We start from the raw sequence: 25,697 nt of genomic DNA, 5'->3' as shown, positions 1-25,697 counted from the left end.
CCCTGGAACCGCTTGTCGAATGAGTAAATAGAACCGGTGTACTGCTATTTGCGAACCTTCACTATTCTTCCATCCAGTTCGATTTTTCCGGCTGCAAAAGCGGCAACGACCTCGGGATACAGCTCGTACTCCACCTGGTGAATGCGTTCCGCCAGAGTATCAGCCGTATCGCCGTCTTCCACCGCGAGCGCACGCTGGGCAATGACAGGACCGGTATCCATGCCTCCATCGACAAAATGCACCGTGACTCCCGTCAGCTTCACGCCGTAAGCCAGCGCCTGTCCGATCGCATCCTTGCCGGCGAAGGCCGGCAGAAGCGACGGATGAATATTAATGATGCGTCCCTCATAAGGCGACAGCAGCACCGGTGTAATGAGCCGCATATATCCGGCCAGCACAATGAGCCCGATCTCGCGCCGCTGAAGCTCCTCTATAATCCGCTTCTCGTACTGCTCACGGCTGTCAAAATCCTTGGGCCGCAGCAGCAGGGAAGGAATCCCGGCCTCCTGAGCCCGCTGCGCCACAGGCGCTTCCGGTCTGTCGGACACCAATAGCTCGATGGCGCCGCCGCCCAGCCGTCCTTCCCGCTGCGCCTGCACCAGCGCGGCAAAATTACTGCCCTGCCCCGAGGCAAACACGGCGATCCGGCTGTAATCCATCATACATCCGCTCCCGTAAAGGTAACCTTACGCTCTCCCTCTGTCACCTTGCCAATCACATAGGCTTCCTCGCCGCTGTCCTTCAGCAACTGCAGCGCTTTGGCCGCGTCGTCCGCGCTTACCACAAGCACCAGGCCGATTCCCATATTGAAGGTGGTAAACATGTCACGGTTGGTCACATTGCCTTTTTGCTGAAGAAGTTCAAAAATCGGCAAAATCGGCCACGAGCCGTAATTGATGTCCACATTGACGCCATCCGGCAGCACACGCGGAATGTTCTCGATGAAGCCGCCGCCTGTAATATGCGCCATGCCCTTCACCGGAAGCTGCTCCAGCAGCCCAAGAAGCGGCTTGACGTAAATTTTGGTCGGCGCCAGCAGTACATCCGCAAGCGGCGCTCCCAGTTCCGGCAGTACTTCATCAAGGCTATAACCGCCTTCTCCGTCCAGTAAAAGCTTCCGCACCAGCGAGAATCCGTTGCTGTGCACACCGCTCGAAGCTAGTCCGATCACCGTATCGCCAGGCGCGATCTGCTCTCCGGTTACCAGCTTGGCCTTATCGGCAACGCCTACTGTAAACCCAGCGATATCGTACTCGCCTTCCGCGTACATACCCGGCATTTCCGCAGTCTCTCCGCCGATCAGCGCACAGCCCGCCTGATGGCAGCCTTCCGCGATCCCCGAAACGATGGCTTCGATCTTCTCCGGAACGACCTTGTCGCAGGCCAGATAATCGAGGAAAAAGAGCGGCTCCGCCCCCTGCACGACAATATCGTTCACGCACATGGCAACCGCGTCGATACCGATCGTGTCATGACGGTCCGCCGCGAAGGCGATTTTCAGCTTCGTACCGACACCGTCCGTTCCGGATACCAGCACAGGCTCCTCGTATTTATCTTTATTCAAGCCAAACAGCGCACCGAATCCGCCGAGCTCCGTCATAACCTCGGGGCGAAACGTGCGCTTCACATGTTTCTTCATTCGTTCTACCGCTTCATTGCCCGCCGCAATATCGACACCGGCGTTTTTGTAAGCTTCGGACACTTGGACACCTCTTTTCATGTAGTTGAAACCCTGGGGATTGGGACCGGCTGTCATTACGATAAACATTTGGGCTTCCGATCGCTGTTATGCTCAGATTTCCTGATTGAACCGCTTAGCGGTTGAAATCCGAGCATAAAGGCGAACGCTGTCGCTTCTCCAGCTCCAAATTTTCTCTTCATGACAGCCTCCCCAATCGCAGGGTAGGGGAGCAGTAAGGGCCGGGCGCCTATAGAATCGGCGCCCGTGCCCGGGGCGAGACCAGCCGCGACTTCGCGAAGCGAACAGCACGGGGCGGTCGAGCCCTTGGGACCGCCGGGCGTAGCGGCGGTCAGCCTCGCCTGCGGCGAGTCCAGCCAGCGCATTCGCGAAGCGAACAGGCTGGGGCTGGACAAGCCCTAACACCGCTATGCGAAGCAGCGGTGCTCCTGCGCCCCGGCGGCGGCTGCAGGCCGGATGCCGGGAGCCGCAGGGACGTAAAGCGTGTCCCGCTAGTCCGCGCAAGCGGAAGGGACGATAAGCGGCTGCCTGCGCCAACCCCCGCTTAGCAAGTTCACACTAAACTCCGTTACGCCGAGCTTTCGGGTGGCCGGAGGGCGGCGCCCTCCGGGGTCCCCCTTGGCAAGGGGGATTTAGGGGGATCGAAAACGCTAGCAGCCGCACCCTTCCTTCTCCGCCCCGCCAAAGTCAACCTCCGTCGGATAATCGTTATCGAAGCAGGACAGGCACAGCCCGCCTTTGTATTCCCCTCCGCTCAGACCGCCGATGGACTGAATCAGTCCTTCCGGCGACAGGAACGCCAGCGAATCCGCATTGATCTCGCGGCGGATTTCTTCAATCGACTGATGCGAAGCGATCAGTTCGCGGCGGTCCGGCGTGTCGATGCCGTAGAAGCATGGATTCTTGAAAGGCGGCGAAGTGATGCGCACATGCACCTCGGTCGCTCCCGCTTCGCGGAGCAGATTGACGATCCGGCGCGAGGTCGTGCCCCGCACGATGGAGTCGTCGATCATGACGACGCGCTGGCCTTCCACTACGCGGCGGACGGCGCTGAGCTTCATTTTGACGCCCTGCTCGCGCAGTTCCTGGCTCGGCTGGATGAATGTCCGGCCAGTGTACTTATTCTTGATCAGCCCAAGCTCGTAAGGGATGCCGGTCTGCTCCGCGTAGCCGATCGCGGCGGAGATACTGGAATCCGGCACACCCGTCACGATGTCGGCGTCGACAAAGCCTTCAAGCGCGAGCCGGCTGCCCATCCGCTTGCGGGCGGCGTGCAGGTTCGCGCCGTTCATGTCGCTGTCGGGCCGGGCGAAATAAATATACTCCATCGCGCACAGCGCCTTGCGCTGCGGCTCGGCGAACCGGTCCTCGGTCAGCCCGTCCTTATCAAGAATCAGCAGCTCGCCCGGCTGGATATCGCGGACAAGCTCCGCGCCGATTGTCTCCAGCGCGCAGGATTCCGAAGCGAAAATATACGCTTCCCCGACGCGTCCCATCACAAGCGGCCGCAGGCCGTTCGGATCGGAAGCAACAAGCATCTTGTCATTGGTCATCAGCAGAAAAGCGAATCCGCCAACGAGCTTCTGCAGGGCTTCCTTAGCCGCGTCCACAAAATCCTTCGGCGAACGCGCGATCAGATGCGCCAGCACCTCGGTATCGCTTGTCGTCTGGAAGATCGAACCGCTGCTCTCCAGCTCCCGCCGGATCAGCGGCTCATTCACGATGTTGCCGTTCGTCGCAATCGCCAGATCGCCGTCCCGGTACTTGAAGACGAGCGGCTGAGCGTTCGTCAGCCGGCTGTCGCCGCTGGTGGAATAACGAACATGCCCGATGGACATGTCGCCGACCAGCGACTGGATTTTATCCTTGTCAAATACTTCCTTGACCAGTCCCATACCGCGATGGTAATTGAAGTTCCGGCCGTTCGCCACGCAGATGCCCGCGCTTTCCTCGCCGCGGTGCTGAAGCGCGTGAAGGCCGTAATAAGACATGGAAGCGGCTTCTGGGTGTCCGAAGACCCCGAAAACGCCGCATTCTTCTTTTAATGTATCAAATATATCTCCCGAGCCCGTTCCTTCGTTGTAAAAGTCGCCGGTCCACAGGAGGGGTTCCGCCTGCTTGTTCCCGGTCTTTATTTCATAAGACATGGAATAGCATCCTCCCAAATGGTTGTAAGCTCCGCCACCGGTTCGTCCAGGGCGGAAGAACCGTCAAGATTTACACGCAGACGTTCGCCGCCTACGCTGCCGATGACCTGAACGGGCACACCGGCCGCAGCGATATACGCGCTCAGTTCCTCAGCCTTGTCACTCGAAGCGGTAAGCAGAATGCGCGACTGGCTCTCGCTGAACAGCGCCACATCGCGGCGCAGTCCGTTCGAAGCCAGCTCGACGTTCGCGCCGATCCGGCCGCTGATACAGCTCTCGGCCAGCGCGGCCGCCAGGCCGCCTTCGGACAGGTCATGGGCCGAGCGGACAAGGCCGCTGCGAATGGCGCCGAGCACGGCGTCAAGCAGCTTGCGCTCTACCGCAAGGTCTAGCTGCGGCGGACGTCCTTCCGTTACGCCGTGCACGGCGTACTGGAACTCGCTGCCGCCAAGCTCCGCACGCGTCTCGCCGAGCAGCAGAATGGCGTCGCCTTCACTCTTGAACGCTTGCGTTGTAATATGATCCGTATCTTCCACCAGTCCCACCATGCCGACTACCGGAGTCGGATAGATGGCGCCTGTGGCATTCTCGTTGTACAAGCTGACATTACCGCCGATAACCGGCGTGTCCAGCACGCGGCAGGCTTCCGCCATGCCGTCAACGGCGCGCTCCATCTGCCAGAAAATATCCGGCTTCTCCGGACTGCCGAAGTTCAGGTTGTCCGTAATCGCCAGCGGCTGCGCGCCGGAGCAGACGATGTTCCGCGCCGCTTCACCGACCGCGATTTTGCCGCCGACCTCAGGGTCCAGGTACACGTAACGGCCATTGCAATCCGTCGTCATCGCAAGTCCTTTGCGCGTGCCGTGAATCGTCACGACCGCGGCATCCGAGCCAGGGCGAACCGCCGTACTGGTGCGGACCATATAGTCATATTGGTTGTAGACCCATGCCTTGCTTGCCACCGTCGGGGAAGCCAGCACCTTCTTCAGCGCGCCGCCAAGGTCGGTCACTTCTTCATAGCGTAGCGTGTCAACCGCCGCGTTCTCCTCGTAATAAGCCGGTACGGAAGACGGCTTGTCATATACCGGACACTCATCCACCAGCGCGGTTACCGGCATATCGCCGACGATTTCGCCGTGATGGAACAGCTTCAGGCGGCCGTCGTCCGTTACTTTGCCGACTTTGCAGCAAATAACGCCCCAGCGGTCGAAAATCTCCTGCGCCTGCGCCTCATCCTTCGGCTCAACAACGAACAGCATCCGCTCCTGCGATTCCGACAGCATCATTTCGTAAGGCGTCATGCCTTCCTCGCGCTGCGGCACTTGGTCGAGATACAGCTCCAGACCGTTGCCCGCCTTGCTCGCCATTTCCGAGCTGGAGCAGGTCAGGCCCGCTGCGCCCATGTCCTGAATACCGAGGACGATGCCGGTATCGATCAGCTCAAGGCAGGCTTCCATAACCAGCTTCTCCATGAACGGATCACCGACCTGCACCGCCGTCTTCTTCGCTTCCGACTCCTCGCTCAGCTCCACCGACGCGAAGGTCGCGCCGTGGATGCCGTCGCGTCCCGTAGGCGGTCCGACGTAGAATACCGGGTTGCCGACGCCTTTGGCGACGCCGCGCTGGATTTTGTCGTGGTCAATGAGACCGACGCACATGGCGTTGACGAGCGGATTGCCGTCATAGCTGTTGTCGAACATCACTTCGCCGCCAACAGTCGGGATGCCGATACAGTTGCCATAGCCGGCGATCCCGGACACGACATGCTCGAATAGATATTTGACCCGGTCGCTTCCGAGCTTGCCGAAACGAAGGGAGTTCAGTACGGCTACCGGTCTTGCGCCCATCGAGAAAATATCGCGGATAATCCCGCCCACGCCCGTAGCCGCGCCTTGATAAGGCTCTACCGCCGACGGATGGTTATGGCTTTCGATTTTGAACACAACGGCCTGGTTGTCGCCGATGTCCACGATCCCTGCGCCTTCACCCGGTCCCATCAGAACGCGGGGGCCGCTTACCGGGAAGCGCCGCAGCAGCGGCTTCGAATTCTTGTACGCGCAGTGTTCGGACCACATCACGCTGAACACGCCGATTTCGGTATAATTGGGAAGGCGTCCCATGAACGAGCAGATCAGCTCGTATTCGCTGTCCGACACGCCGAACTGGCTGTAAATTTTCTGATCCTTAATTTGCTCCGCGGTCGGTTCCTTAGCGGACACTTGCTGTGCCATGAGTATCCCTCCATGTCTTCAAAATGGAACTGAACATCCGTTTACCGTCTTCCGAGCCAAGCAGTGAATTAACCGCCCGCTCCGGATGCGGCATCATGCCGACCACATTGCCCCGCTCATTGCAGATGCCCGCAATATCGGCGACAGAGCCGTTCGGATTGTCCGTATAAGTGAATACGATCTGGTTATTCGCTTTAAGCGCAGCCAGCGTCTCTTCATCGCAGTAATAATTGCCTTCGCCGTGGGCGATCGGAATGATGATTTCTTCGCCTGCAGCGTAGTCCGTTGTGAACGGCGTTGTATTATTAACGACCTTAAGCGTCGTGTCATGACATCGGAATTTCATCGACATATTCCGGCGCAGCGCGCCCGGCAGCAGTCCTGCTTCAGTAAGAATCTGGAATCCGTTGCAAATACCGAGCACGAACTTGCCCTGCTCAGCCGCCTTGGCCACCTCGTTCATCACCGGGGCAAAACGGGAAATCGCGCCGCAGCGCAAGTAATCGCCGTAAGAGAAACCGCCCGGAACGAGAATGCAGTCATAAGCCGACAGGTCGGTCGCCGTATGCCACACATAATCGACAGGCTCGCCAACCGTATCCTCCACCGCCTTGTAGCAGTCGATATCGCAATTGGAGCCGGGAAAGACAAGTACAGCAAATTTCATGACTTTAAGCCTCCAATTCGTAGCGGTAATCCTCGATCACCGTATTCGCGAGCAGCTTCTCGCACATTTCCTTAAGACGCTTGCCGGCCTCTTCGCGGTCGTTCGTATCCAGAGTCAGTTCCATATACTTGCCGATGCGCAGGCTTTCGACTTCTTGGAAGCCTACGGAATGCAGAGCCCCTTGTACAGCTACTCCCTGAGGATCAAGCACACTCTTTTTAATGGTGACATATACCTTCGCTTTTAACATAGCTTTGTCGTTCCTCCTAAATATTCATGCCCGAAAGGCCTCCGAATAAATAATGAAAGGCAGGCGGACAATACATTTTTATATAAATCGGACTTCAACCGTTGAAAAAAAATCAGTTCAGCGAATGACCGGTAATCCGGTGGTAAATATCCAGGTAGCGGCGGCTCGTCTCATTGACGACCTCCTCCGGAAGCGGGTCAGGGGTACTGTTCTTGTCCCAGGAAGAGGAAGCGAGATAAGCCCGCACCGGCTCTTTGTCCATGCTGTCGATTTCAATATCCAGAGCGTACTTGTCTTTCGCCCAGAAACGGGAAGCATCCGGCGTAAAAATTTCGTCGATCAGGATGACCTTGCCGTCCAGAATACCGAACTCGAATTTGCAGTCGGCCAGCAAAATGCCGCGCTCCGCGCAGTAATCGCGTGCGAAAGCATACAGCTTCAGACTCTTCTTTTTAAGCTCGTTCGCGAGCTCCTCGCCGATCAATTCCTGCATTTTGGCAAAAGGAATGTCCTCGTCGTGCCCGACGTCATTTTTAGCAGCCGGGGTGAAGATCGGTTCCGCCAGCTTCGCATTTTTGCGCAGACCCTTAGGCAGCTCGATGCCGTTCACCTTGCCGGTCTCCTTATACTGCCGCCAGCCGCCGCCGGTAATGTATCCGCGCACCACGCATTCCATGTCGATCCGCTGAGCCTTGCGTACAACCATGATGCGGTTTCTCAGCAGCTCAGGGTCCTTGACGATACCGCCCAGACGGTCCACATCGATATGGACGACATGATTGTCCAACTGCTCTTTCGTCTGCCCGAACCAGAATGCGCTTAGGCGGTTCAGCACATTGCCTTTGTCCGGCACCGCCGGTTCCAGCACATAGTCGAACGCGGAAATCCGGTCCGTCACGACGATCAGCATATTTTCTCCCAAATCGTACAGCTCGCGCACTTTGCCTTTGTACAGCAGCGGAGCGTCGATCAGATCCACCGCAGTCGATACGGCAGGATGTGTCATGGCCTTTCCTCCCTTGCAGAAATGAGTTTAGATCAAGCCCAGCTTCCGGAAAATCGTATCCACATTCTTGAGATGCCAAGAAGGATTGAACGCGTCTGCAATCTCTTCCGGGCTGAGAACTGCCGTGATTTCCGGTGTATTCTCAACAATCTCGCGGAAATGCTGCTGCGTCTCCCAAGCCTGCATAGCGCGCGGCTGCACCGTATCGTAAGCCTGCTCGCGGCTGAAGCCCTTGTCGATCAGCTTCGTCATAACGCGGCCGGAGAACGGTACGCCGAAGGTACGCTCCATGTTGCGCTTCATATTTTCCGGGAATACGGTCAGGTTCTTCACAATGTTGCCGAAGCGGTTCAGCATATAGTTCAGCAGCATCGTCGCATCCGGGAGGATTACCCGTTCCACCGAGGAATGCGAGATATCGCGTTCATGCCAGAGCGGCACGTTCTCGTAGGCGGTGATCATATGTCCGCGGATAACCCGGGACAGGCCGGAAATATTCTCGCAGCCGATCGGGTTGCGCTTGTGCGGCATCGCCGACGAGCCTTTTTGTCCTTTGGCAAAAGCTTCCTCAACCTCGCGTACCTCGCTCTTTTGCAGCGCGCGGATTTCGGTCGCGAACTTGTCAAGCGAAGTGGCGATCAGCGCCAGCGTTGCCATGTACTCGGCATGACGGTCGCGCTGAAGCGTCTGCGTCGAGATCGGCGCGGGGCTAGTGCCCAGCTTGCGGCAGACGAACTCCTCCACGAACGGGTCGATGTTGGCGTAGGTACCGACCGCGCCGGAGATTTTGCCGAACTGCACGCCGTTTGCGGCATGGCGGAACCGCTCCAGATTGCGCTTCATTTCCTCATACCACAGCGCCATCTTCAGTCCGAACGTAGTCGGCTCGGCGTGTACGCCGTGCGTACGGCCCATCATCGGCGTATCTTTGTAGGCAATCGCCTTGTCTTTTAAAATTTCAATGAAATTCACGATGTCCTTCTCCAAAATCTCGTTGGCCTGGCGCAGCAGGTAACCAAGCGCCGTATCAACGACATCGGTGGAGGTCAGGCCGTAATGCACCCATTTGCGCTCCGCCCCAAGGCTCTCCGATACCGCGCGCGTAAACGCGATAACGTCATGGCGCGTCTCCTGCTCGATTTCGTAGATGCGGTCAATATTGAACTCTGCGTTCTCCCGCAGCTTGACCGTATCCTCTTTCGGGATGACGCCAAGCTCCGCCCACGCCTCGCAGGCGCACAGCTCCACTTCGAGCCAGGCTTTGAATTTATTCTCTTCGGTCCAGATAGCACGCATTTCCGGTCTGCTGTAACGTTCGATCATGTGATTTCAGTTCCTCCAAAGGTTAGTTTGCTCCACCCAGGCGAGCGCATCCGCCGTATCCTTGCAGAGCAGATTGATATGGCCCATTTTGCGGCCCGTCTTGCTTTCGGTCTTGCCATATATATGAAGCTTGGGGATTACTCCAAGCCGATTGGCCTCTTCATCGTCCTCACAAAAGCGGCCGACCGCCCCTTCCAAATGCTGACCCAGCACATTGACCATAACGGCCGGGGTCAGCAGGTCCGTACTTCCAAGCGGCAGGTTGCATACCGCGCGCACATGCTGCTCGAACTGCGAGGTGGCGCAGGCGTCCATCGTGTAATGGCCAGAATTGTGCGGGCGGGGCGCCAGCTCGTTAACGAACAGTTCGCCATCCTCCGTCACGAACATCTCCACCGCCAGCAGCCCGACGGCGTTAAGCCCCGCAATCAGCTGCTCCGCCAGTTCGCAGGCTCTTTGCCGGATCTCCTCCGGCACCCTGGCAGGAACGATGGACAGGTGGAGAATGTTATCTACATGAATATTCTCCGCCGCTGGAAAGCTTTTCACCTCACCCCGCGAGCTGCGGGCGGCAATAACCGAGATTTCGCACCGGAACGGCACGAATTTCTCCAACACCAGCGGGGCGTCCTCCACCGCGGGAGCCTGCGCCGAGGCGGTTTCGGCCGCCGGAGCAGTTTCTCCCGGCACCGTTCCTGCTGGGAACGCGCCTTCCGGCGCGAGCCGCCGGAACGCTTCCTCCAGCTCGTCCTCCCGGCGGAGGACGGCCTGTCCCTTACCGTCATATCCGCCGGTGACGGTCTTCAGCACCGCCGGCAGGCCGAGCTCCGCAGCCGCCGCCGTAAGGTCCGCAAGGCTCGCCACCTTGCGGTACGGGGCCACCGGGACGCCCGCAGCTTCGATGGCGGCCTTCTCGCGCAGCCGGTGCTGCGTCGTGTACAGCAGCGCGCTGCCCTGGGGCACGTACGATTCCTCCGCCAGCAGCGCGGCTACGCCCGCGTCGACGTTCTCGAACTCGTACGTGATCACATCCGCGCGGCGCGCAAGCTCACGCGCCGCGTTGATGTCGTCGTACGCCGCGACGATCTGCGGCGATACCTGCCCGCAGGGCGCATCCGGCGCGGGGTCGAGCGCCACGAAACGGTAGCCCATGGCGCTGCCGGCCAGCGCCATCATGCGCCCGAGCTGGCCGCCGCCGAGCACGCCGACGGTCGCTCCCGGGCGCAGCATCCGCGGCTGCGTCTTACAATCCGGCATATCCGCTCCGCCGCCGATTCCGCCGCCGCTCATAGATCGTCGCTGCCTTCCAGCACTTCGTCACGAATCGCATCCCGGCGATTCTGCGCCCTGCGCTGCACCTCGGGATCGAACGCGCCGATGATCTGGGCGGCCAGCAGCCCGGCGTTCACCGCGCCCGCCTTGCCGATCGCTACCGTCGCAACCGGTATGCCTCCCGGCATCTGCACGATCGAGAGCAGCGAATCGAGTCCATTCAGCGCCTTCGATTGCACCGGCACACCGATAACGGGCAGGATCGTCTTCGCGGCTACCATGCCCGGCAGATGCGCCGCGCCTCCGGCGCCCGCGATAATGACGCGAATGCCCCGCTCCGCAGCCTCCTCCGCAAATTGGAACATGAGATCCGGCGTGCGGTGTGCGGATACGACCTTTTTCTCATAAGGGATCTCCAGTTCCTCCAGCACCTCGCATGCATGCTTCATTGTTTCCCAGTCCGATTTGCTGCCCATAATAACAGCTACCTGCACCGACATGATTCAACCTGCCTTCCGTTCAATGGAATGATATTTCAGCTCCAGTTCCTATCTTGACCCATTTCGCTATAGTTTTCCATAATTCGCACAAAAAAAGCCCGATTCCCTTACAAATTTTGCGGGAAATTCGGACTACCACACGGGAACCAAGAACATTTCCAGGCACTCGCCTCGGGGCGAGACAGGAAAAAGGACAGCATCGATTCTTACGGACAAGCCGCAAGCGATGTCGCCTTATGTCTTTCAATTCCCCGTAGTCCGGAAATTTACGGTTTCCAGGTAGAAACTTCCGGACCTTATTTCCGGATTTATACGAGCTGTCGATGCCTTCAGTTTAACAACCCCCTACACCGTATGTCAACTTAAACACGAACATTATCATACCGTCTCGTTCAAATGTTCGTTTTTTGACAATCCTCTCCATCCTTATAGGAATTCCTTATCTCCGAAGTTTGTCCATATCCCGAAAAATAAATTATAGAAATTTCCTTATTAAAATTACAGCAAGTCTTTGGTCGTTTCCTATACAGACTCTTGAATAATTATCAGATTATCTGAATTATCACATTGGAATTTGCATTATTTTTTACATTATTGTGTCGGTTGCAACTTATCACTTCTGGTGTTCGGGTTTGCTGATATAATTCATACCTAAATATATCTAAATATATTTATATATCTTTAATAATAAAGTTATGGAAGGAAAGAACCTTATGCGAATATTGGTGAGCATTGACGATACGGATAGTTTTACGACCAAAGGAATAAAGGGGACCGGCGATTTGGCAAAAAATATATCACGAGCCATTAAGTCGAACGGCTGGGGCACATCAAGCAGAATTACCCGGCATCAGCTCCTGCTCCATGAGGACATTCCTTATACCTCACACAACAGCTCCATGTGTTTTGAAGCGGATATCGATCCTCAGTATCTTCAGGCTGTCATTGATTTCAGCGGCCGGCATTTGGAAACGGAGAGCGAACCGGAAGCTGATCCCGGCCTTTGCGTCGTCGTCCCGGATCTGCTTGCAGACCCTGTGCGGTTAATCGACTATAGTTATCTCGCCAAGCGGGAGGTGCTGGACAAGAATAGTGCTTACACCTTAGCGTCTGAGCTTGGCATTCACTTGTCGGAACACGGCGGAACCGGGCAAGGCGTAATCGGGGCGATGGCCGGAGCGGGACTGCGTCTCGGGGGCAACGACGGGTCGTTCAAAGATAAGCATAAGGTCGGAGAGCCGGGAACCATCCTTACAGCAGCCGAGCTTTGCGCGCTTGCCAAAGTAGACCGGATCATCAGCCTTGGCGGTACGGTTCTGGGCGGGGAAGAAACGGTGGTCCTTGGAAATATGGTGAAATCCATTTTATCCGAAGGCAAAGCGGTCATTCCTGTTCAGCCGCTGGAAACTGAGGACCAAGCGCTCGTCTGGAGAACATGCTCCAAAGAGCAGGTTCACCTGCTTCAGAGGACAGGCCAATGACCGGGAGCGAGCGTGACCCCTTTTTATCCGTAAAGCTTCAGGCTGTGGAACAAGCATCGCGCTGCGGCTCCTTCCGCCCCGATGTGGAAGAGGAATGGGTGACCGACGATCCCGTATCCTGCCTAAACTGTTATTTTCGGCGCTGGACAAGCGATTCTTATCATTGTATGGCGGGCAAGGCGGAAGCAACCAATTAGCTCACGGAAGGAGGAATGACCCTTGTTCGATATCATCATCATAGGCGCTGGAATTGTAGGAACCGCGGTTGCCAGAGAACTGTCCAAATATAAGCTTCGCATCGCCGTGCTTGAGAAAAATAATGAGATTGCCTGCGGGGCGACGAAGGCCAACAGCGGCATCGTCTACAATGGGCACACCGCCCGTCCGGACAAGCTGAAGGGTCGTCTGACCCTTCAGGGCAGGCAAATGTTCGAGGCGCTGTGCCGGGAGCTTGATGTTACGTTCAAGCCCGTCGACATGCTGATTGCCGGTTTCGACGAGGAAGACGATGCCGCCATCGAGGAGCTTCGCAAAAGGGCTGCTGCCAACGGCATTGACGGCGTTCGCATCCTCGGCGGAGAAGAAGCCTTGCAGCGCGAGCCCTCCCTGAATGAAGAAGTAAGGTCGGCTCTACTTAATCCGGGATGCGGAATCGTTGATCCGTGGGAGCTGTGCTTCGCTCTTGCGGAGAACGCCGCCGCGAACGGTGTAGAATTTAAGCTGAATACGGAAGTAACCGGACTTGCGCCGCTGCAGAGCGGAATCGCGGTTGAAACTGCGGGCGGCACGCTGGAAGCGAAGGCTGTCATCAATTGTGCCGGAATCAATACGGACCTTATTAACCGCATGGCGGGTTCAGAGTCTTTCTCCATCCTGCCGAAGCGCGGACAATACGCCGTGCTTGACCGCAGCGCCAAGCTTCAGATCAGCCACATCGTAGCCCACTGCAAGTCCGAGAAAGAAAAAAGCGTCTTCCTCATCCCCACTCAGCACGGCAACGTGATGATCGGGCCAAGCATGGAGCCAGCCGAAGACCGCACGAGCAAAAAAACGACGGCCGAACAAATGGACAAGCTGATGAAATCGGCTCATAAAATCTCTCGGCGCATTCCGGAGCACTTGGTTATCCGTTCTTTTGCGGGACTAAAGGCCAAATGCAGCGCAGGCGATTTCCTGATCCAGGAATCGGAACAGTTGAACGGGCTGATCCATGCCGCCGGCATCAATAACCCCGGCCTGACCTGTTCTCCGGCAATCGCTGTCCACATCGCGGACATGATCGCTTCCATATACGGCAGAATGGGGCTTTCCCTGGAACGCAACCCCGCCTTTGTTCCGAGTCGCGGCAGCATCGTTTCATTTAAGTCCATACCGGACGGCGAGAGGAACCAATGGATTGGGCAGCATCCCGGCTACGGACGTATCGTATGCAGATGCGAGCAGGTCACTGAAGGGGAAATCCGCGAATCCATCAGCCGTGTACCGGGAGCATGTTCCGTTAATGGCGTTAAGCTCCGGACGAGAGCCGGGATGGGCAGATGTCAGGGCGGCTTCTGCGGTCCGAAGGTTACAAGCTTGTTGTCTGAGGAGCTGGGACGGCGCATGGAACAAGTATTATACGAAAATAACGGGTCGGAGCTTTTGTCTGATTCAATGCCTTGACAGGCGGACAGGAGGCAATAGATGGAACGGTTTGAGCTTGCGGTCATCGGCGGCGGCCCTGCGGGATTGGCTGCCGCGCTGGAAGCGAGAAAGAGTGGAATAGGGCGCATTATCCTGTTGGAACGAGAACGGGAATTAGGCGGAATTCTGCAGCAATGCGTCCACAGCGGATTCGGCCTGCATCTCTTCAAGGAGGAACTCACAGGGCCCGAATATGCCGAACGCTTTATCGAATCCATTCGGCAGTCGGATATTGTGTGCAAGACCGATACAACCGTGCTTGAAATATCGGAGAAGCGAAGCGTCAAAGCAGTTAATGCCGTCGACGGGTTCATGGAAATTGGGGCGGAGGCGCTCGTTATTGCAACCGGCTGCCGGGAGCGGACGCGGGAGGCCATTGGCATTCCGGGCGACCGCCCGGCCGGGATTTTCACAGCGGGCAGCGCCCAGCGTTTCATGAATCTGGAAGGCTATCGCATCGGCAAGCGCGTCGTCATCCTCGGATCGGGCGATGTCGGGCTGATTATGGCCCGCCGGCTGACGCTTGAAGGAAGCGAAGTTATAGCTGTTGTCGAAGCTATGCCTGCTCCTTCCGGTCTGGGCCGCAATGTAATACAATGCCTGGATGACTTCGGCATCCCTCTCCTTCTCGGCCATACCGTCACTTCCACGATCGGGAAGGACCGGCTGGAGGGTGTCCAGCTTGCGCAAGTGGACAGCCGAATGCAGCCAATTGCGGGGACGGAGACATTTGTCCAGTGCGACGCGCTGCTCGTCTCCGTAGGCCTCATTCCGGAGAATGAGCTGGCTCTTCAAGCCGGGATTGCCATTAACGAAGACAATTACGGACTGGCCGTTGACGAGCGAATGCTCACAAGCGCTGAGGGAATCTTTGCTTGCGGGAACGCAGTGTCCATCCACAGTCTGGCCGATTATGTCACCATCCAGGGAAGATTGGCAGGGCGTTCCGCAGCCAGCTTCATCCTTGACGAGTGCCGCCGGACGGGGATTGATTCAGATCATCAAGACGGGAGGCATATCGCCAGATGATGAATCAGAGCACTCTTACATGCATTGTCTGCCCCAAGGAATGCACCCTGGACGTCTATACGCTGGATGAGGTCATAACCTACATCTCCGGGTATTCCTGCGAGCGGGGAAGGCAGTATGCACATGATGAAATCCTCTGCCCCTCCCGCATTGTGACAACTACGGTTCCAATCGAGGGCGGTGTCTGTAAACGCCTTCCCATTCGCTCCAGCGGGCCGCTGCCGAAGGAGCGGATAAGCGAATGGATGCGGCTGGTCAAGAATCTCCGGGTGAACGCACCCGTCAGAGCCGGAGAGGTGCTGATCGCCGGTATTCTGGGAACCGGCACAGATGTCATCAGTTCAAAAAGCGTTGCGCAAGATCAGCAATCATCAGTTGCTCATGACATATCCGGTGCAGGCTGTTAATGATCTTCATGCGTGATTTTCATCATGCGGAATATTAACATCAGGCCATAATTTTGCTATACTATACAGCAGAATAATAATTTTTCTAAGCTTCCCCAAAAGCAGTGCGAATGCTTACGGGGATATTTTTTTATTCACTTTCGGAACTTAAGGGATGGTAACCACAACGTCGTTGGAATACCCGCCTTCATAGCTGTTGGCGATTGGAGTAATCCGGAAGTAATGCGTACCGGAAGCATAGCTGCCCGCGCTGTAGCTCGTGCCGGTAATAGCCGACGAGTTCACCTTCGTGAATCCGAAGTATTTGTCGGTGCTGTGGTAAACGTTGTATCCGGTAGCGGCAGCGCCTACAATATTGGGACTGGTACCCAGATCGCTGGTAGCTGTCCAGGACAGGTCAACACTGCTGCCTGTAACTGATGCTGTTGGCGCAGAATTCATTTTTGTCGGACCTATTCCGTTCATCGTTGTAAAATAAATACTGGTGATTCCATTAGGATCAAGACTATTTGTAATTTCTCCGCCACCCTGCAGAGGGATTTCAGGAATATCGAGTCTGTAGGCTGTATTAGATAGCAGATTTTTCTGGGCGCCTGTTCCGTTTCCGGCTATGCTCAGCGGGATGTAGAAGAAATCGTCTTGATTCGATTTTACCGGCTGAAATACATCAGTAGTCGTTGTCGGACTGCTCGGATTGTCATAAGTGACTTCAGTGTAGCCGCTGCCTGTATTTTTATACAATTTCAAACCGCTTAGCACCGCGCTTGCATTGCTGGCAGGCTTGCTGAGGGAGATATACAAGCCGCCATCTCTTGCAATATTTCCGTTGTTCTGCGAGTCCATGAATGTCCACATGTTCACATTGCCGGTACCGTAATCGCTGCTGGAATCAGGACGAACGAAAGAGATGACCGGATTTTTCCGTTGCAATGCATCTCCCAGGGTCAGCCCGTTGCCCGCGCGAACCGTAGAGCTTGCTTCAATGGTGTACGCTTCTTTTTCGTCAAAAGTGCCGCTGGCGGCAGTGAGAATATAGCTTGATCCCGGAGCATAGCCGGAAACGCTCAGATTGTACGGAGTAGAGTAGGACGAAATTCCCGTGATGCTGATTGGCGTTCCGCCGGTGCCGATTCCTTCATAGATTTTAAACATATCCTTGGTTATGGACGAAGTTCCTTTGTCCAGATAGACGACAACTTCATCGTCATCGAGAACCTGGACACCTCTGAACAAAAAGTTCGCGTTACTCTGGGCGTTAAGAGCAAACGACGTCTGGGAAAATATCGTAACTGTGCCAATGGCTGCAAGCATGAGTGTTGCCACTTTGCGTTTTACTTTATTTTTATTAAAGATTAACATAATATATTGTTCCTCCTATATATCGTTTTGATTGGATATATTTCGCCTCTCCTGCACCGGATATGGCATGAGGAACTGATTTTGTACAATATTCAGCTTTCAAAGAACATTTCAGCGTAACCAGTATGTATACAGAGCGTTGATTAAGCTTATATTGCTATTATACGCTTAATATTAAGCTTTTTCAATGCTTTTCGCTTAAATTAAAGCTATTCTATTATAATTAGCACTATTTAATGATATTTAGTACATTGATAAGTTTCATTTCCGGGAGTGATTCGATGGAAACCATAGGACAAAGACTTAAATACTTGAGGGAAACTCTTGATTTATCGCAGCAGCATGTCGCGAATGAAACCGGGGTTTCAAGAGGGAATATCAGCAACTACGAGAAAGACAGAGTCTCGCCGGCCGCCGATACAATTGTAGCGTTATGCTCCTTTTTCGCCGTGTCTGCCGACTGGCTGCTGACCGGTCAAGACCATGTTCCTGGGGATGCAGGCAGAACTGATATTTCTTCCGTTCAGGAGCCGGGTGTTATTAATCTGGGTGAAGAATTTAAGAAAGCGCTATATATGAACGCCACGAAAGAAGAAGAACAGCTCATTCTAATGTACAGGGATTTCTCCAGGGAAGATAAAGACTTTATCATGAATATGGTGCTTTTTAAACACGAGCAATTGAAGAAAGTTGAAAAAAAGAGCCTGCCGTCATCGAGCTGAACGTCTGGCGAAGGAACAGGAATCAGGTTCTTGATCAGGAGCAGACATAACTTTTCATCCGGATTATATGAATACAAAGAACCCTGCCAAGCTACTTTCAGCAGTGGCAGGGTTCTTTGTCATGGAAGGGGCCCTCTTAACCGTCAGGCCACCATCCATTTTCACTCTTAACCTTCAGTTCTCTGCTATTTTACAGACCGCGCTTGTCCATCAGTGATTTCAGCATGACTGCGCCTTCGGCGCGGCTTGCATTATCCGCGGGGCCGAAGCTGCCGTTCGGGCGTCCTTTAATGATCCCCAGAGTGTAGACGCTCTTCACCGCATCACTCGCCCATGCGCCAATGCGTTCGTTATCGGTAAATGCCGTATTGCTCAGAGTGCTTACCTTACCTCCGGCATAAGTGTACGCCCGGTCAATCATTACAGCCATTTCCTGCCGGGAAATCTTGTCGCTAGGGCGGAAACGTCCGTCCGAGCCTTTAATGATTCCCGCCTTGACAGCTTTGTTCACATCGCTTGCATACCACGCGCCGGCTGCAACATCCTTAAAGGCGTTGCCTGCGTCCGCATCCGCAAGGTTTAGTACTCTGGACAGCAGGGAAGCGAACTCCGCACGGGTGATATTGCTTTTAGGGGCAAAGGAGGTTTCGTTGATTCCCTTGATGACATGACGCGCCACCATCACTTCGATCTCCTTCTTGGCCCAGTGGGATTGAATATCCGCAAAGGTCTTCTCGGATTCCGCCACCATGAAGGTGGAGAAATGGCTGGTTGCAAAGGTCAATTTACCCTCTTTAATCCGGCCGCCGACATATTCCCACTGCCCGGACGCTTCATTCAGGTAGTACACGCCCAATTTATCCCGATCGGCTGTTCCTGCGGGAATGGGCAGCGTCACCCGGATCTCTTTGTTGAAATTATGAAGCGGGACCCCGTCAGACGAAGCGCTGAACGAGTAGACCGCCTTTTGTCTGGCTGCCGCAGGAGACGTCGTTAGAGCCTCTCCGGAGACTTGCAAGCTGCTAAACGTCATCTTCTTCCCCTGGATTAGCGCCTCCGGAGGAATCGTTAACGACAACTCACCGTCTCTGATGATCGTCAGCTTGTTCATTTGCTTGAGCAAGTTCACGACCTCTGCGGGAAGGCTTACCGTTTTGTCCTTTCCGGCTTCTTGAGAAACATCGATTACAAGAGAGGCTTCGCCGATATCCTTGAGTATATCAGTTGCTTTCTTCACATCTACGTCCAGGGTGACCGTGTCGTTGTCCTTGACGATGTTCCCTAAATCGGGTGCAGGAACGACCTTCTCGGGAACGGCCGGAGTGCCCGGTTCGGGGGCCCCGGGATTGTTACCTGACGGATCGGCGGGACCCGGGTTATCGCCTGACGGACCGCCGGAACCCGGGTTCACCGCTTTGCTCTCTCCCGTCTTGAACGAAAGCGTCACATCCTGCCCGAGCTTGCTGCCATTGTTGGAACACAGGTCTTTACTGATAAAAATCCGGTATTCCGTATTGGGCTCAAGTCCGCTTTCCGGGGAAAGCAGGATAACTTTCTTGCTGTCCGTCTCTTGCAATACGATCTGAGAGCCTTTTTGATAGTAACTCAAATCCACCGCCGGGCTATTGGCAATGCTGTCAATCAAGTTCACATCCACGGCTACCGGAGTGTTCCCCTTAAAGAGCTTGATCGAATCTTCGTTATTGTCATTCTTCCCGATCACGAAATCGGGATAATTCTTGTTGTAAAAAAAGTTCACGTTGCTGTTAAATACAAGGGCGATCTGATCGGTATCCACCGGGACGGGCTCCACAAACCCGTTCTCCGCTCCCTTGATCGAACTTCCCATATACTCCAGCCCTTGAGCGGCTAAGGGAACTGAGAACAATTGCTCGGCCGATGCCTGAGCCGTGTTCACCGCTATCTTGTACTTGCCATCAGGAAGCGAGCTTCCTGATGGCAAGGTGAAGATGGCCTTGTAATACCCTTTACTATCCGTCTTGGTTCCCGAGTAGAAGATGACATTGTTCTCCTTACCTTCCGGATAGACCTGGATGAACACATCGGTATTAGGCATCGGGAGGTCTTCATCCGCTACCTTTCCTGAAATGACCATGACATAGCCGGGGCTGTACGCCGTAATCCCGCCGTTGGTGACAATTTCCACAGTAGGATCGGCCCATACCGGCTGAACCAGCAGGAAACAGGTCATCCATAAGGCAAGAATAGCACTGGCTACTTTTTTCATGGGCTACCTTCCTTCCTCGTGGTTGACTCCAAGCACTAAATGCTTCGTCTCCGCCAGCACTCTTGGCTTGTTCCGGTAGCTCGAGCTTTCACGCATCATGACATCGACATAGACGTCTCCTTCGATATCTTCAGGCACTTTAATAAGGAAAGTGAAATTCGGTAGATATCTGTCGGGTCCTGGGTAGGAGCCGGTATTTATACTCTTTGTTGCAATGACTTCTCCGCCATGTTCCAGGCGTGCCCCCTTCCCGCCCCGGGCAATAAGGTAGACAGCCGCGTCATGAAGTATTGCGTCGCTCATGTTCTTTGCTTTGACCGTAACCAAGTATTCTTTGCCCGGCTCCAGCTTGTCTGTAACCGGAGCGTTAAGCACATCGCTTCGTGTGAAGCTGATCTCATCGGTAAAGGCTGCCGGCTTCGTATAGAAAGTCACACTTGAATCCGTACCCATCACATTTTTGTCCGCATCCGTAACCTTTCCTGGTACGGTCAGCTTATAATATGCGCCACCGTCAAGCGGTTTGGACGGCTTCAGCACAAGTCCGGTTCCATCGCTGCTGAACGTATAACCGGCCGGGATACGTTTGCTGCCGCCCGATGGATTGGAAGCCGTGCCGATCTGCTCCAGAATGACATCCGCTCCGTTCGAAAGGCTGCCCGGTTTGACAGGCGCGGCAAAGCTGATCTTCAGTTCAGCATCCGTACCCACCTCGTACGAAATATCTTTTCCAACCGCTGGTGTCAGGAAAGTAACCAGCGGAGCGGTCGCGAAGCTCCAACTGTAATTCACTGGGAGATGGCGACCTTCGCTATCTGCTACGGCATTAGTTACCGTTAAGACGTATGTTGTTCCATACCCTAACTTGCTCTTTGGCTTAAGTGTAACCTTTCGTGCTGCCGGATCGTAAGCAACCTCAGCCGGAACGACTTTTCCGGATTTTGTTAACTTCACCGTATCGCCGCTAACTGTCGCCGGATTCATATCTTCGGAGAAACTGAACGAGAGGCTGCCGTCTATCGGTACTCTCTTGGCATACGGAGCCGGCTGTTGGTCTAGAATGCGGAACGCGGTATCTTTGGCCTGCGCCCACAGGACAGGATGATCCATGTCGGGGGCATTGCTGATAGTGATCCCCTTGCTGCTGGCCGACGTATCATTATCCGCCTGCAGCGCTTCAACCGCCGCAGCCGCTGTTGACTCATCGGTTACCCGGGTTCCATGTACCGTTGCGTACACCGTTTCGGGACCTATAATCACGTTTTGTTGTTGCTTATTGTCCCATTTCTGATAGCGATACTGCTCGCCGGTCCACACTTGAATTCCCGTATCCGAATCCGAGACCCGGTTACCGTGCATTTCAATCTGTCCCCGCTCCCGCACGGATACACCTGCTGACATAAACCCGTCACGAATTTTCTTATAGTTCCAAATATATCCGTCAAACTCATTATCGCTGTTCCAGCCGGTTACAAATTGTCCCCGATAGCCTTTGATCTCGCTGTCACGAATGACAGTCTTGCCGCCAGTCACCAGTACACCATAACCGGGCTTCCCTGCACCGTCAAATGTACTATTTTCAATCGTCAGCATACCGTCCGGGGAAGAGATTTCCGGCCACTGCTTTACATACACGCCCGCTAGCTTGGCTGGACCGAACGTGCTGTTTCGAATGGTGGGGCTGTCATACCGTGATGTTCTGACACCATACAATGTATTTTCCATACCGGTTAATGTTACGTTGTCCAGCAAAGAGCCCTTCCCTGCAGCCTCTATTATAGCATTTGACTCCATTCCGTTTGCATCAATGACAACATTTCGAATGGCGCTGCCGTCACCCATAGTAAAATAGAGTCCTGTATACGCACCCAGAGAATCCCCAGGTTGACTATGATAAGAAGCAAGCTTCACTGCTTTTCCTTTAAAATCAATGTCTATTATTGGACTAACATCCGAATTCAAATTAACCCTATTTTTCAGAATAATCGTCTTCACTTCCGGCCGCTCAATGGCAGCCATCAGTTCTTCCCTGTACCGGTCCGCATCTTCGTCAGTGAAATTCGCGATCCCCCCGATGACAGCCTCCTCGGTCCATTTGACCGTAACAGGAACAGTAAGCTTCGTAGCCGACTCTCTTCCCGCAATTTTTACAGTTCCGGTTAAATGTACTACGACTTCCGATGCATCAAGAGGCTTGAATACATGCGCAATTACATTATCTGTCCGGATGATATCAGGCCGGTCGCTCGTCCATTCAACATTTACAAGATCATCATACTTATAGTCAGAAGGAGCTCTAAAATTCAGAAGAAACCCCTGTGTAACGGATTGCCTGGAATCCCCGTCCGTATACTGGAACGGCAGCGCCCCGCTTTCAATATCCGTTTTTAATTTATTGGTAATTTCCTCATCCGTCATTGCAGCGGCAAGAAACGGGTGTGACAGCTCGATAATGGGCTCGGTATTATTATAGACATCATAATTTCTTGCCTTATATTCGTAGACCTTCCCTGCCTCCACATTGTAATCGTAATAGACAAAATCTTCTCTCTTTAACCCTATATAAGATGTCCGGTCACCGATTTGAGCAATGAATTTGCCATCCCTGTAAAGGTTCCATTCGGATATCCCGGTACCGTCCTCGCCTGGATTTATTTGAAGCTTGATGGCCATTCTTCCGTCAGGCCCCTGTACATAACCCTGCGGATAAATCTCTGGAAGATTAGCGATCTGGGGGTCATATAATTCAGTGTACATATGGTATTTGCCTGCTTCAGTGAAGTCATCGGTGGAGAAGGTAAAGATCCGATTGTCCACCTTGGAGCGGTCCGTATCGTTCTGATATGTCCATGCCTCCGACTGCCCATTCTCGTCGATTCCGTTAGGCATCAACTGGTTTCTTCCGTCGTACACCCCACTCTTCGCAAGCATGTTGTCCGGAATGACATTCGAGATCGGAACGGTCATCGTTACTTTTTTGGTACCGCGCTCGCCAGGGCCTTTGAGAAGAACGCCATATACCGGCCCTATTCCATCAATCTGCGGAAATACCGGATCATCATTATAAGGATGGACCTTCGGTCTGGCATCCTCGACGGTAATCGTATTTACACCCGGATTCAGCTTTTCCGCTTGTACTTTCAATCCGGACTCAAAAATATACGTCTTCCCTTCCTCAATCGGCGTCTCTACCTGTAACGCCAGCAGAACCGTCGCCGAAGCAATCTCGCCAGACGGAACATTGGCGGCGTCATCCGCCTTGGCGCGAACTTTAACTTGGCTTACGCCAGAAGTGAGGCTTAGCGTTGAAGCATCGATATAAGCATATGTCACTCCGCTAACCGTGTGCGGCACGTCCAGAGTGTTCCATGAACCAAAGCCGCTTCCATCTTCAGCCAGGCTGTATTCCAGATTCGCCGCTCCCTCGGGAAGACCTTTCAAGATTAATTGCGTCCCGGTGAGAGCCGCTGCGATAAGAGATGGAGCGCCCGGTGTTGGAGGAGTCGTCGTTACCGTTTGGACGGCACTCTCCCCCTCAGGGGTATTCAGCTCAGGATTAGCCTTGACACGCACCTGCACTTTGCTTACTTCCGGAGTTACCGGGGCGTACACTGAGTTGGTTACGGAACTGTTGTCCGATTCGTTCACTACCTGCAGCGTTGCCGTTGTACCCGTTACCGCCAGATCAGACCATGCGCCGTAGCTCATTCCATCTTTGGCATACGAATATTCCAGATTAGCCGCGTTATTCGGCAGTCCTCTGAGCGTCAGTTCATTTCCAAGCAGCGTCGCCGCCGTAAACGATGGTATGGACGGTGCTACTGGCCCGACCGTTGTAAACCCGATTTCAATATCAGCGCCCAGTGAATTGGTATTATTATTAGCTGTGATCCCTTTAACTCCGCCATGATCTCCAATTAGCGTTAAGATATATTGGCTTCCTGCCGCCAGTCCATTGAATGTCAATGTTAACGGCTGGCCCATTAGACCGTCCTCAACCTTGATCTCCGCCGGAACACGGCTTCCATTAACAACCCTTTCCAGCTTTACCTTTGATCTATTGTCTATTGTGTAATTCTTGTTCGGCGGCGTGCCGTATCCTAATACTGCATTTGAAAAAGCAGCTGAAAAATAGCCGCTCAGCGGAATGTCTACATTAGCGCCCGGGTCCGCTGATGCTTGCATAGTAGTTGAATTATTCAGCTTAAAGCTTGTTAGACTAAGCCCAGCTGCAAACACCGCTCCTGAAGGAACCAAACTCACAAACGCAAGCACAAATGCCATTAACATCTTAAAAATTGAACTTCTCCGCTTCCTCCAAACTTGTTGCATGGAATTGCCCCCTATCCTGTTAATGATTAAGTACAGTACTGGCTATATATGTCTTTCTCCCCCGCATTCCTCCCCTTTGGATTCATTGCTCGTATTCTGCCAATCTAGGAATCATTCTGGTTGCCCGACCGCTTACCGGCCCGTCTGCGCCGGAAATACAGCAATTCCGCGGCTGCCCATCCCGCGAGCAGCACGACCAGGACAATCATCATCAGACGCCAGTGGGGATCGGTACTTCCTGTATCGGAAAGAGTTGCTGCCGCTTCCGGCTCAGCCGAAGCCGCCTCTCCTGCCCCGGCCTTTGCGGAAGGCTCCGGCATATTTCCCGGTTGAGCCTGTGCAGCCGCAGGCGCTTCAGTGGCCTCCGGCCTTTGCGGAGAAGCCGTAGCGGCAGCTGTCGCTTGGGTCCCGCTAGCCGGGGTCTGGCTCTCCTGCGCCGCCGGTTTTGCCGTCTGCGCAGGGGAGCTAGGGGCAGCCGTGCTTTCAGCAGCTTTATTGGCGGGAGCCGCACTGGCGGCAGTCTTATTGGCGGGAGCCGCGCTCGCAGCAATATCGGTCCCTGCAGCACCACTTCCTGCCGGCTTGCTGGCGGCAGGCGCCTGATCGCTCTTTGTCTTCTTGCTCTCCCCCGACCCTTCCGCTGCGCCCGCTGCAGTCGCCTTAGCCTTCTGCCCGGACGCTTCTTTAGGAGCGGTACTTACGCTTGCCGCCTTCGGTTTTGCGGCACTCTGCACCTTCTGCCCAGCGGGGACGCTTGGCGCCTTAGGGCTTGGAGCAGCAGTCGTCTCCGCCTTAGCAGGAACGCTTGGCGCTTTTGCCTGTTCCTCCCGCTTCGTTGTAAAAGCAATCGTTACGCCATGGCCCGAAGTCGTGCCGCCCAAGGTGGAGACCCCGTTTTTGGCGACCAGTTCAGGACCAACCTTCAGACTGTAGCTTACTCCGGGAGCCAGAGCACTGACCGGCTCCACAAATACGGCCTGCCGCTGGGAAGGATCAATCGTATCGTCCACTTTGGTCACTTCAATTGATACTGCTCCATTGTCTGAAGACAGCGTGAAGCACTCCCGGTTAATTCCCCATACCGTGCTGTTGACTACGTTCTTGTCAAACAACAACCGAAATTTCGGCTTCAGCGGAATATCCGAAGCATCGACGATGCTCGTCTTTTCGTCTACAAGCGTTGCCGAGACGAACTTCAGCGGCTTCGCCCCGGAAGTTCCCCCGCCAGACCCGGTACCGTCGCCATCACCGGCGTAGACCGGCTGTACCGTTAGTACCATCCACATAAGCAGTAAGACCGCCACTATGTACCGCTTCATTACGTTATATCGCATAACCATA

The 25,697-nt window shown here is 54.6% G+C and carries 21 protein-coding genes and 1 riboswitch; of the genes, 6 read left to right on the top strand and 15 right to left on the bottom strand.

Annotated features, from left to right (window positions below; translation table 11 throughout):
• Positions 1-44: 44 nt before the first annotated feature.
• The 11 genes from purN to purE all read right to left on the bottom strand — a co-directional run bounded on the left by purN (position 45) and on the right by purE (position 11,095).
• Positions 45-659 (bottom strand): phosphoribosylglycinamide formyltransferase, encoded by a 615-nt coding sequence (purN, locus tag PDUR_RS03495; protein WP_042205116.1) that lies wholly within the window; start codon positions 657-659, stop codon positions 45-47.
• Complete coding sequence (purM, locus tag PDUR_RS03490) at positions 659-1,702, bottom strand: phosphoribosylformylglycinamidine cyclo-ligase (RefSeq protein ID WP_042209022.1); 1,044 nt, start codon at positions 1,700-1,702, stop codon at positions 659-661. Before purM ends, purN begins: the two co-directional genes overlap by 1 nt.
• Positions 1,703-1,755: 53 nt before the next feature.
• Positions 1,756-2,094, bottom strand: coding sequence for a hypothetical protein (locus PDUR_RS03485; RefSeq protein WP_042205115.1), 339 nt, complete (start codon positions 2,092-2,094; stop codon positions 1,756-1,758).
• Between the two features lie 255 nt (positions 2,095-2,349).
• Entirely contained in the window at positions 2,350-3,846 is a 1,497-nt protein-coding gene (purF, locus tag PDUR_RS03480; protein ID WP_042205114.1) for an amidophosphoribosyltransferase, read from the bottom strand.
• On the bottom strand, positions 3,831-6,077 hold the full coding sequence (gene purL / locus PDUR_RS03475) for a phosphoribosylformylglycinamidine synthase subunit PurL (protein WP_042205113.1): 2,247 nt from the start codon (positions 6,075-6,077) through the stop codon (positions 3,831-3,833). The genes purF and purL overlap by 16 nt, the downstream gene beginning before the upstream one ends.
• Positions 6,055-6,744: a phosphoribosylformylglycinamidine synthase subunit PurQ gene (gene purQ, locus PDUR_RS03470; protein ID WP_042205112.1), complete on the bottom strand. Its 690-nt coding sequence runs from the start codon at positions 6,742-6,744 to the stop codon at positions 6,055-6,057. The genes purL and purQ overlap by 23 nt, the downstream gene beginning before the upstream one ends.
• 4 nt (positions 6,745-6,748) lie before the next feature.
• Positions 6,749-6,994: a phosphoribosylformylglycinamidine synthase subunit PurS gene (gene purS, locus PDUR_RS03465; RefSeq protein ID WP_042205111.1), complete on the bottom strand. Its 246-nt coding sequence runs from the start codon at positions 6,992-6,994 to the stop codon at positions 6,749-6,751.
• A gap of 112 nt (positions 6,995-7,106) precedes the next feature.
• On the bottom strand, positions 7,107-8,000 hold the full coding sequence (locus tag PDUR_RS03460) for a phosphoribosylaminoimidazolesuccinocarboxamide synthase (RefSeq protein WP_042205110.1): 894 nt from the start codon (positions 7,998-8,000) through the stop codon (positions 7,107-7,109).
• 27 nt (positions 8,001-8,027) lie between these two features.
• Positions 8,028-9,323: an adenylosuccinate lyase gene (gene purB, locus PDUR_RS03455; RefSeq protein WP_042205109.1), complete on the bottom strand. Its 1,296-nt coding sequence runs from the start codon at positions 9,321-9,323 to the stop codon at positions 8,028-8,030.
• A gap of 6 nt (positions 9,324-9,329) precedes the next feature.
• A complete protein-coding gene (locus PDUR_RS03450) occupies positions 9,330-10,613 on the bottom strand; it encodes a 5-(carboxyamino)imidazole ribonucleotide synthase (protein ID WP_407944278.1) in 1,284 nt (427 codons plus the stop codon).
• Positions 10,610-11,095 (bottom strand): 5-(carboxyamino)imidazole ribonucleotide mutase, encoded by a 486-nt coding sequence (gene purE, locus PDUR_RS03445; protein WP_042205107.1) that lies wholly within the window; start codon positions 11,093-11,095, stop codon positions 10,610-10,612. Before purE ends, PDUR_RS03450 begins: the two co-directional genes overlap by 4 nt.
• Before the next feature lie 234 nt (positions 11,096-11,329).
• Positions 11,330-11,431: riboswitch (purine riboswitch) on the bottom strand.
• 377 nt (positions 11,432-11,808) lie between these two features.
• Here purE and PDUR_RS03440 point away from each other — a divergent pair.
• From PDUR_RS03440 to PDUR_RS03420, 5 genes are read left to right on the top strand one after another with little or no spacing between them, the layout of a single operon-like run.
• On the top strand, positions 11,809-12,576 hold the full coding sequence (locus PDUR_RS03440; RefSeq protein WP_042205106.1) for a hypothetical protein: 768 nt from the start codon (positions 11,809-11,811) through the stop codon (positions 12,574-12,576).
• Positions 12,573-12,773 carry a hypothetical protein gene (locus tag PDUR_RS03435; protein ID WP_042205105.1) on the top strand — a complete coding sequence of 67 codons (201 nt, stop codon included), beginning with the start codon at positions 12,573-12,575 and terminating at the stop codon, positions 12,771-12,773. The genes PDUR_RS03440 and PDUR_RS03435 overlap by 4 nt, the downstream gene beginning before the upstream one ends.
• Before the next feature lie 22 nt (positions 12,774-12,795).
• On the top strand, positions 12,796-14,238 hold the full coding sequence (locus PDUR_RS03430) for an NAD(P)/FAD-dependent oxidoreductase (protein WP_042205104.1): 1,443 nt from the start codon (positions 12,796-12,798) through the stop codon (positions 14,236-14,238).
• A 21-nt stretch (positions 14,239-14,259) separates the two neighbouring features.
• Complete coding sequence (locus tag PDUR_RS03425) at positions 14,260-15,288, top strand: NAD(P)/FAD-dependent oxidoreductase (RefSeq protein ID WP_052409983.1); 1,029 nt, start codon at positions 14,260-14,262, stop codon at positions 15,286-15,288.
• On the top strand, positions 15,285-15,695 hold the full coding sequence (locus PDUR_RS03420) for a DUF1667 domain-containing protein (RefSeq protein ID WP_052409981.1): 411 nt from the start codon (positions 15,285-15,287) through the stop codon (positions 15,693-15,695). Before PDUR_RS03425 ends, PDUR_RS03420 begins: the two co-directional genes overlap by 4 nt.
• 147 nt (positions 15,696-15,842) lie before the next feature.
• Here PDUR_RS03420 and PDUR_RS03415 read toward each other — a convergent pair whose 3' ends face one another.
• A complete protein-coding gene (locus PDUR_RS03415) occupies positions 15,843-17,054 on the bottom strand; it encodes a fibronectin type III domain-containing protein (protein WP_042205103.1) in 1,212 nt (403 codons plus the stop codon).
• A gap of 281 nt (positions 17,055-17,335) precedes the next feature.
• On the opposite strand from PDUR_RS03415, the gene PDUR_RS27055 reads away from it, so the two are divergent.
• Positions 17,336-17,776: a helix-turn-helix domain-containing protein gene (locus PDUR_RS27055; protein ID WP_052409979.1), complete on the top strand. Its 441-nt coding sequence runs from the start codon at positions 17,336-17,338 to the stop codon at positions 17,774-17,776.
• Between the two features lie 190 nt (positions 17,777-17,966).
• On the opposite strand, the gene PDUR_RS03405 is transcribed toward PDUR_RS27055, so the two are convergent.
• The 3 genes from PDUR_RS03405 to PDUR_RS27050 all read right to left on the bottom strand — a co-directional run bounded on the left by PDUR_RS03405 (position 17,967) and on the right by PDUR_RS27050 (position 25,690).
• Positions 17,967-20,024 (bottom strand): S-layer homology domain-containing protein, encoded by a 2,058-nt coding sequence (locus PDUR_RS03405; protein ID WP_042205102.1) that lies wholly within the window; start codon positions 20,022-20,024, stop codon positions 17,967-17,969.
• A 3-nt stretch (positions 20,025-20,027) separates the two neighbouring features.
• Entirely contained in the window at positions 20,028-24,356 is a 4,329-nt protein-coding gene (locus PDUR_RS03400; protein ID WP_081949374.1) for an Ig-like domain-containing protein, read from the bottom strand.
• Between the two features lie 104 nt (positions 24,357-24,460).
• Positions 24,461-25,690: a hypothetical protein gene (locus PDUR_RS27050; RefSeq protein WP_052409977.1), complete on the bottom strand. Its 1,230-nt coding sequence runs from the start codon at positions 25,688-25,690 to the stop codon at positions 24,461-24,463.
• Positions 25,691-25,697 lie beyond the last annotated feature (7 nt).

Source organism: Paenibacillus durus (genome assembly GCF_000756615.1).
GTDB lineage: Bacteria > Bacillota > Bacilli > Paenibacillales > Paenibacillaceae > Paenibacillus_AQ > Paenibacillus_AQ durus.
This window is presented reverse-complemented; position numbering and strand designations above follow the sequence as displayed.

What these genes read in the sequence shown, in the direction of transcription:
- purN (WP_042205116.1), bottom strand. Translation starts at nt 659, where the DNA reads ATGGATTACAGCCGGATCGCCGTGTTTGCCTCGGGGCAGGGCAGTAAT.
- purF (WP_042205114.1), bottom strand. Translation starts at nt 3,846, where the DNA reads ATGTCTTATGAAATAAAGACCGGGAACAAGCAGGCGGAACCCCTCCTG.
- purL (WP_042205113.1), bottom strand. Translation starts at nt 6,077, where the DNA reads ATGGCACAGCAAGTGTCCGCTAAGGAACCGACCGCGGAGCAAATTAAG.
- purQ (WP_042205112.1), bottom strand. Translation starts at nt 6,744, where the DNA reads ATGAAATTTGCTGTACTTGTCTTTCCCGGCTCCAATTGCGATATCGAC.
- purS (WP_042205111.1), bottom strand. Translation starts at nt 6,994, where the DNA reads ATGTTAAAAGCGAAGGTATATGTCACCATTAAAAAGAGTGTGCTTGAT.
- PDUR_RS03460 (WP_042205110.1), bottom strand. Translation starts at nt 8,000, where the DNA reads ATGACACATCCTGCCGTATCGACTGCGGTGGATCTGATCGACGCTCCG.
- purB (WP_042205109.1), bottom strand. Translation starts at nt 9,323, where the DNA reads ATGATCGAACGTTACAGCAGACCGGAAATGCGTGCTATCTGGACCGAA.
- PDUR_RS03450 (WP_407944278.1), bottom strand. Translation starts at nt 10,613, where the DNA reads ATGAGCGGCGGCGGAATCGGCGGCGGAGCGGATATGCCGGATTGTAAG.
- purE (WP_042205107.1), bottom strand. Translation starts at nt 11,095, where the DNA reads ATGTCGGTGCAGGTAGCTGTTATTATGGGCAGCAAATCGGACTGGGAA.
- PDUR_RS03440 (WP_042205106.1), top strand. Translation starts at nt 11,809, where the DNA reads ATGCGAATATTGGTGAGCATTGACGATACGGATAGTTTTACGACCAAA.
- PDUR_RS03435 (WP_042205105.1), top strand. Translation starts at nt 12,573, where the DNA reads ATGACCGGGAGCGAGCGTGACCCCTTTTTATCCGTAAAGCTTCAGGCT.
- PDUR_RS03425 (WP_052409983.1), top strand. Translation starts at nt 14,260, where the DNA reads ATGGAACGGTTTGAGCTTGCGGTCATCGGCGGCGGCCCTGCGGGATTG.
- PDUR_RS03420 (WP_052409981.1), top strand. Translation starts at nt 15,285, where the DNA reads ATGATGAATCAGAGCACTCTTACATGCATTGTCTGCCCCAAGGAATGC.
- PDUR_RS03415 (WP_042205103.1), bottom strand. Translation starts at nt 17,054, where the DNA reads ATGTTAATCTTTAATAAAAATAAAGTAAAACGCAAAGTGGCAACACTC.
- PDUR_RS27055 (WP_052409979.1), top strand. Translation starts at nt 17,336, where the DNA reads ATGGAAACCATAGGACAAAGACTTAAATACTTGAGGGAAACTCTTGAT.
- PDUR_RS03405 (WP_042205102.1), bottom strand. Translation starts at nt 20,024, where the DNA reads ATGAAAAAAGTAGCCAGTGCTATTCTTGCCTTATGGATGACCTGTTTC.
- PDUR_RS03400 (WP_081949374.1), bottom strand. Translation starts at nt 24,356, where the DNA reads ATGCAACAAGTTTGGAGGAAGCGGAGAAGTTCAATTTTTAAGATGTTA.
- PDUR_RS27050 (WP_052409977.1), bottom strand. Translation starts at nt 25,690, where the DNA reads ATGCGATATAACGTAATGAAGCGGTACATAGTGGCGGTCTTACTGCTT.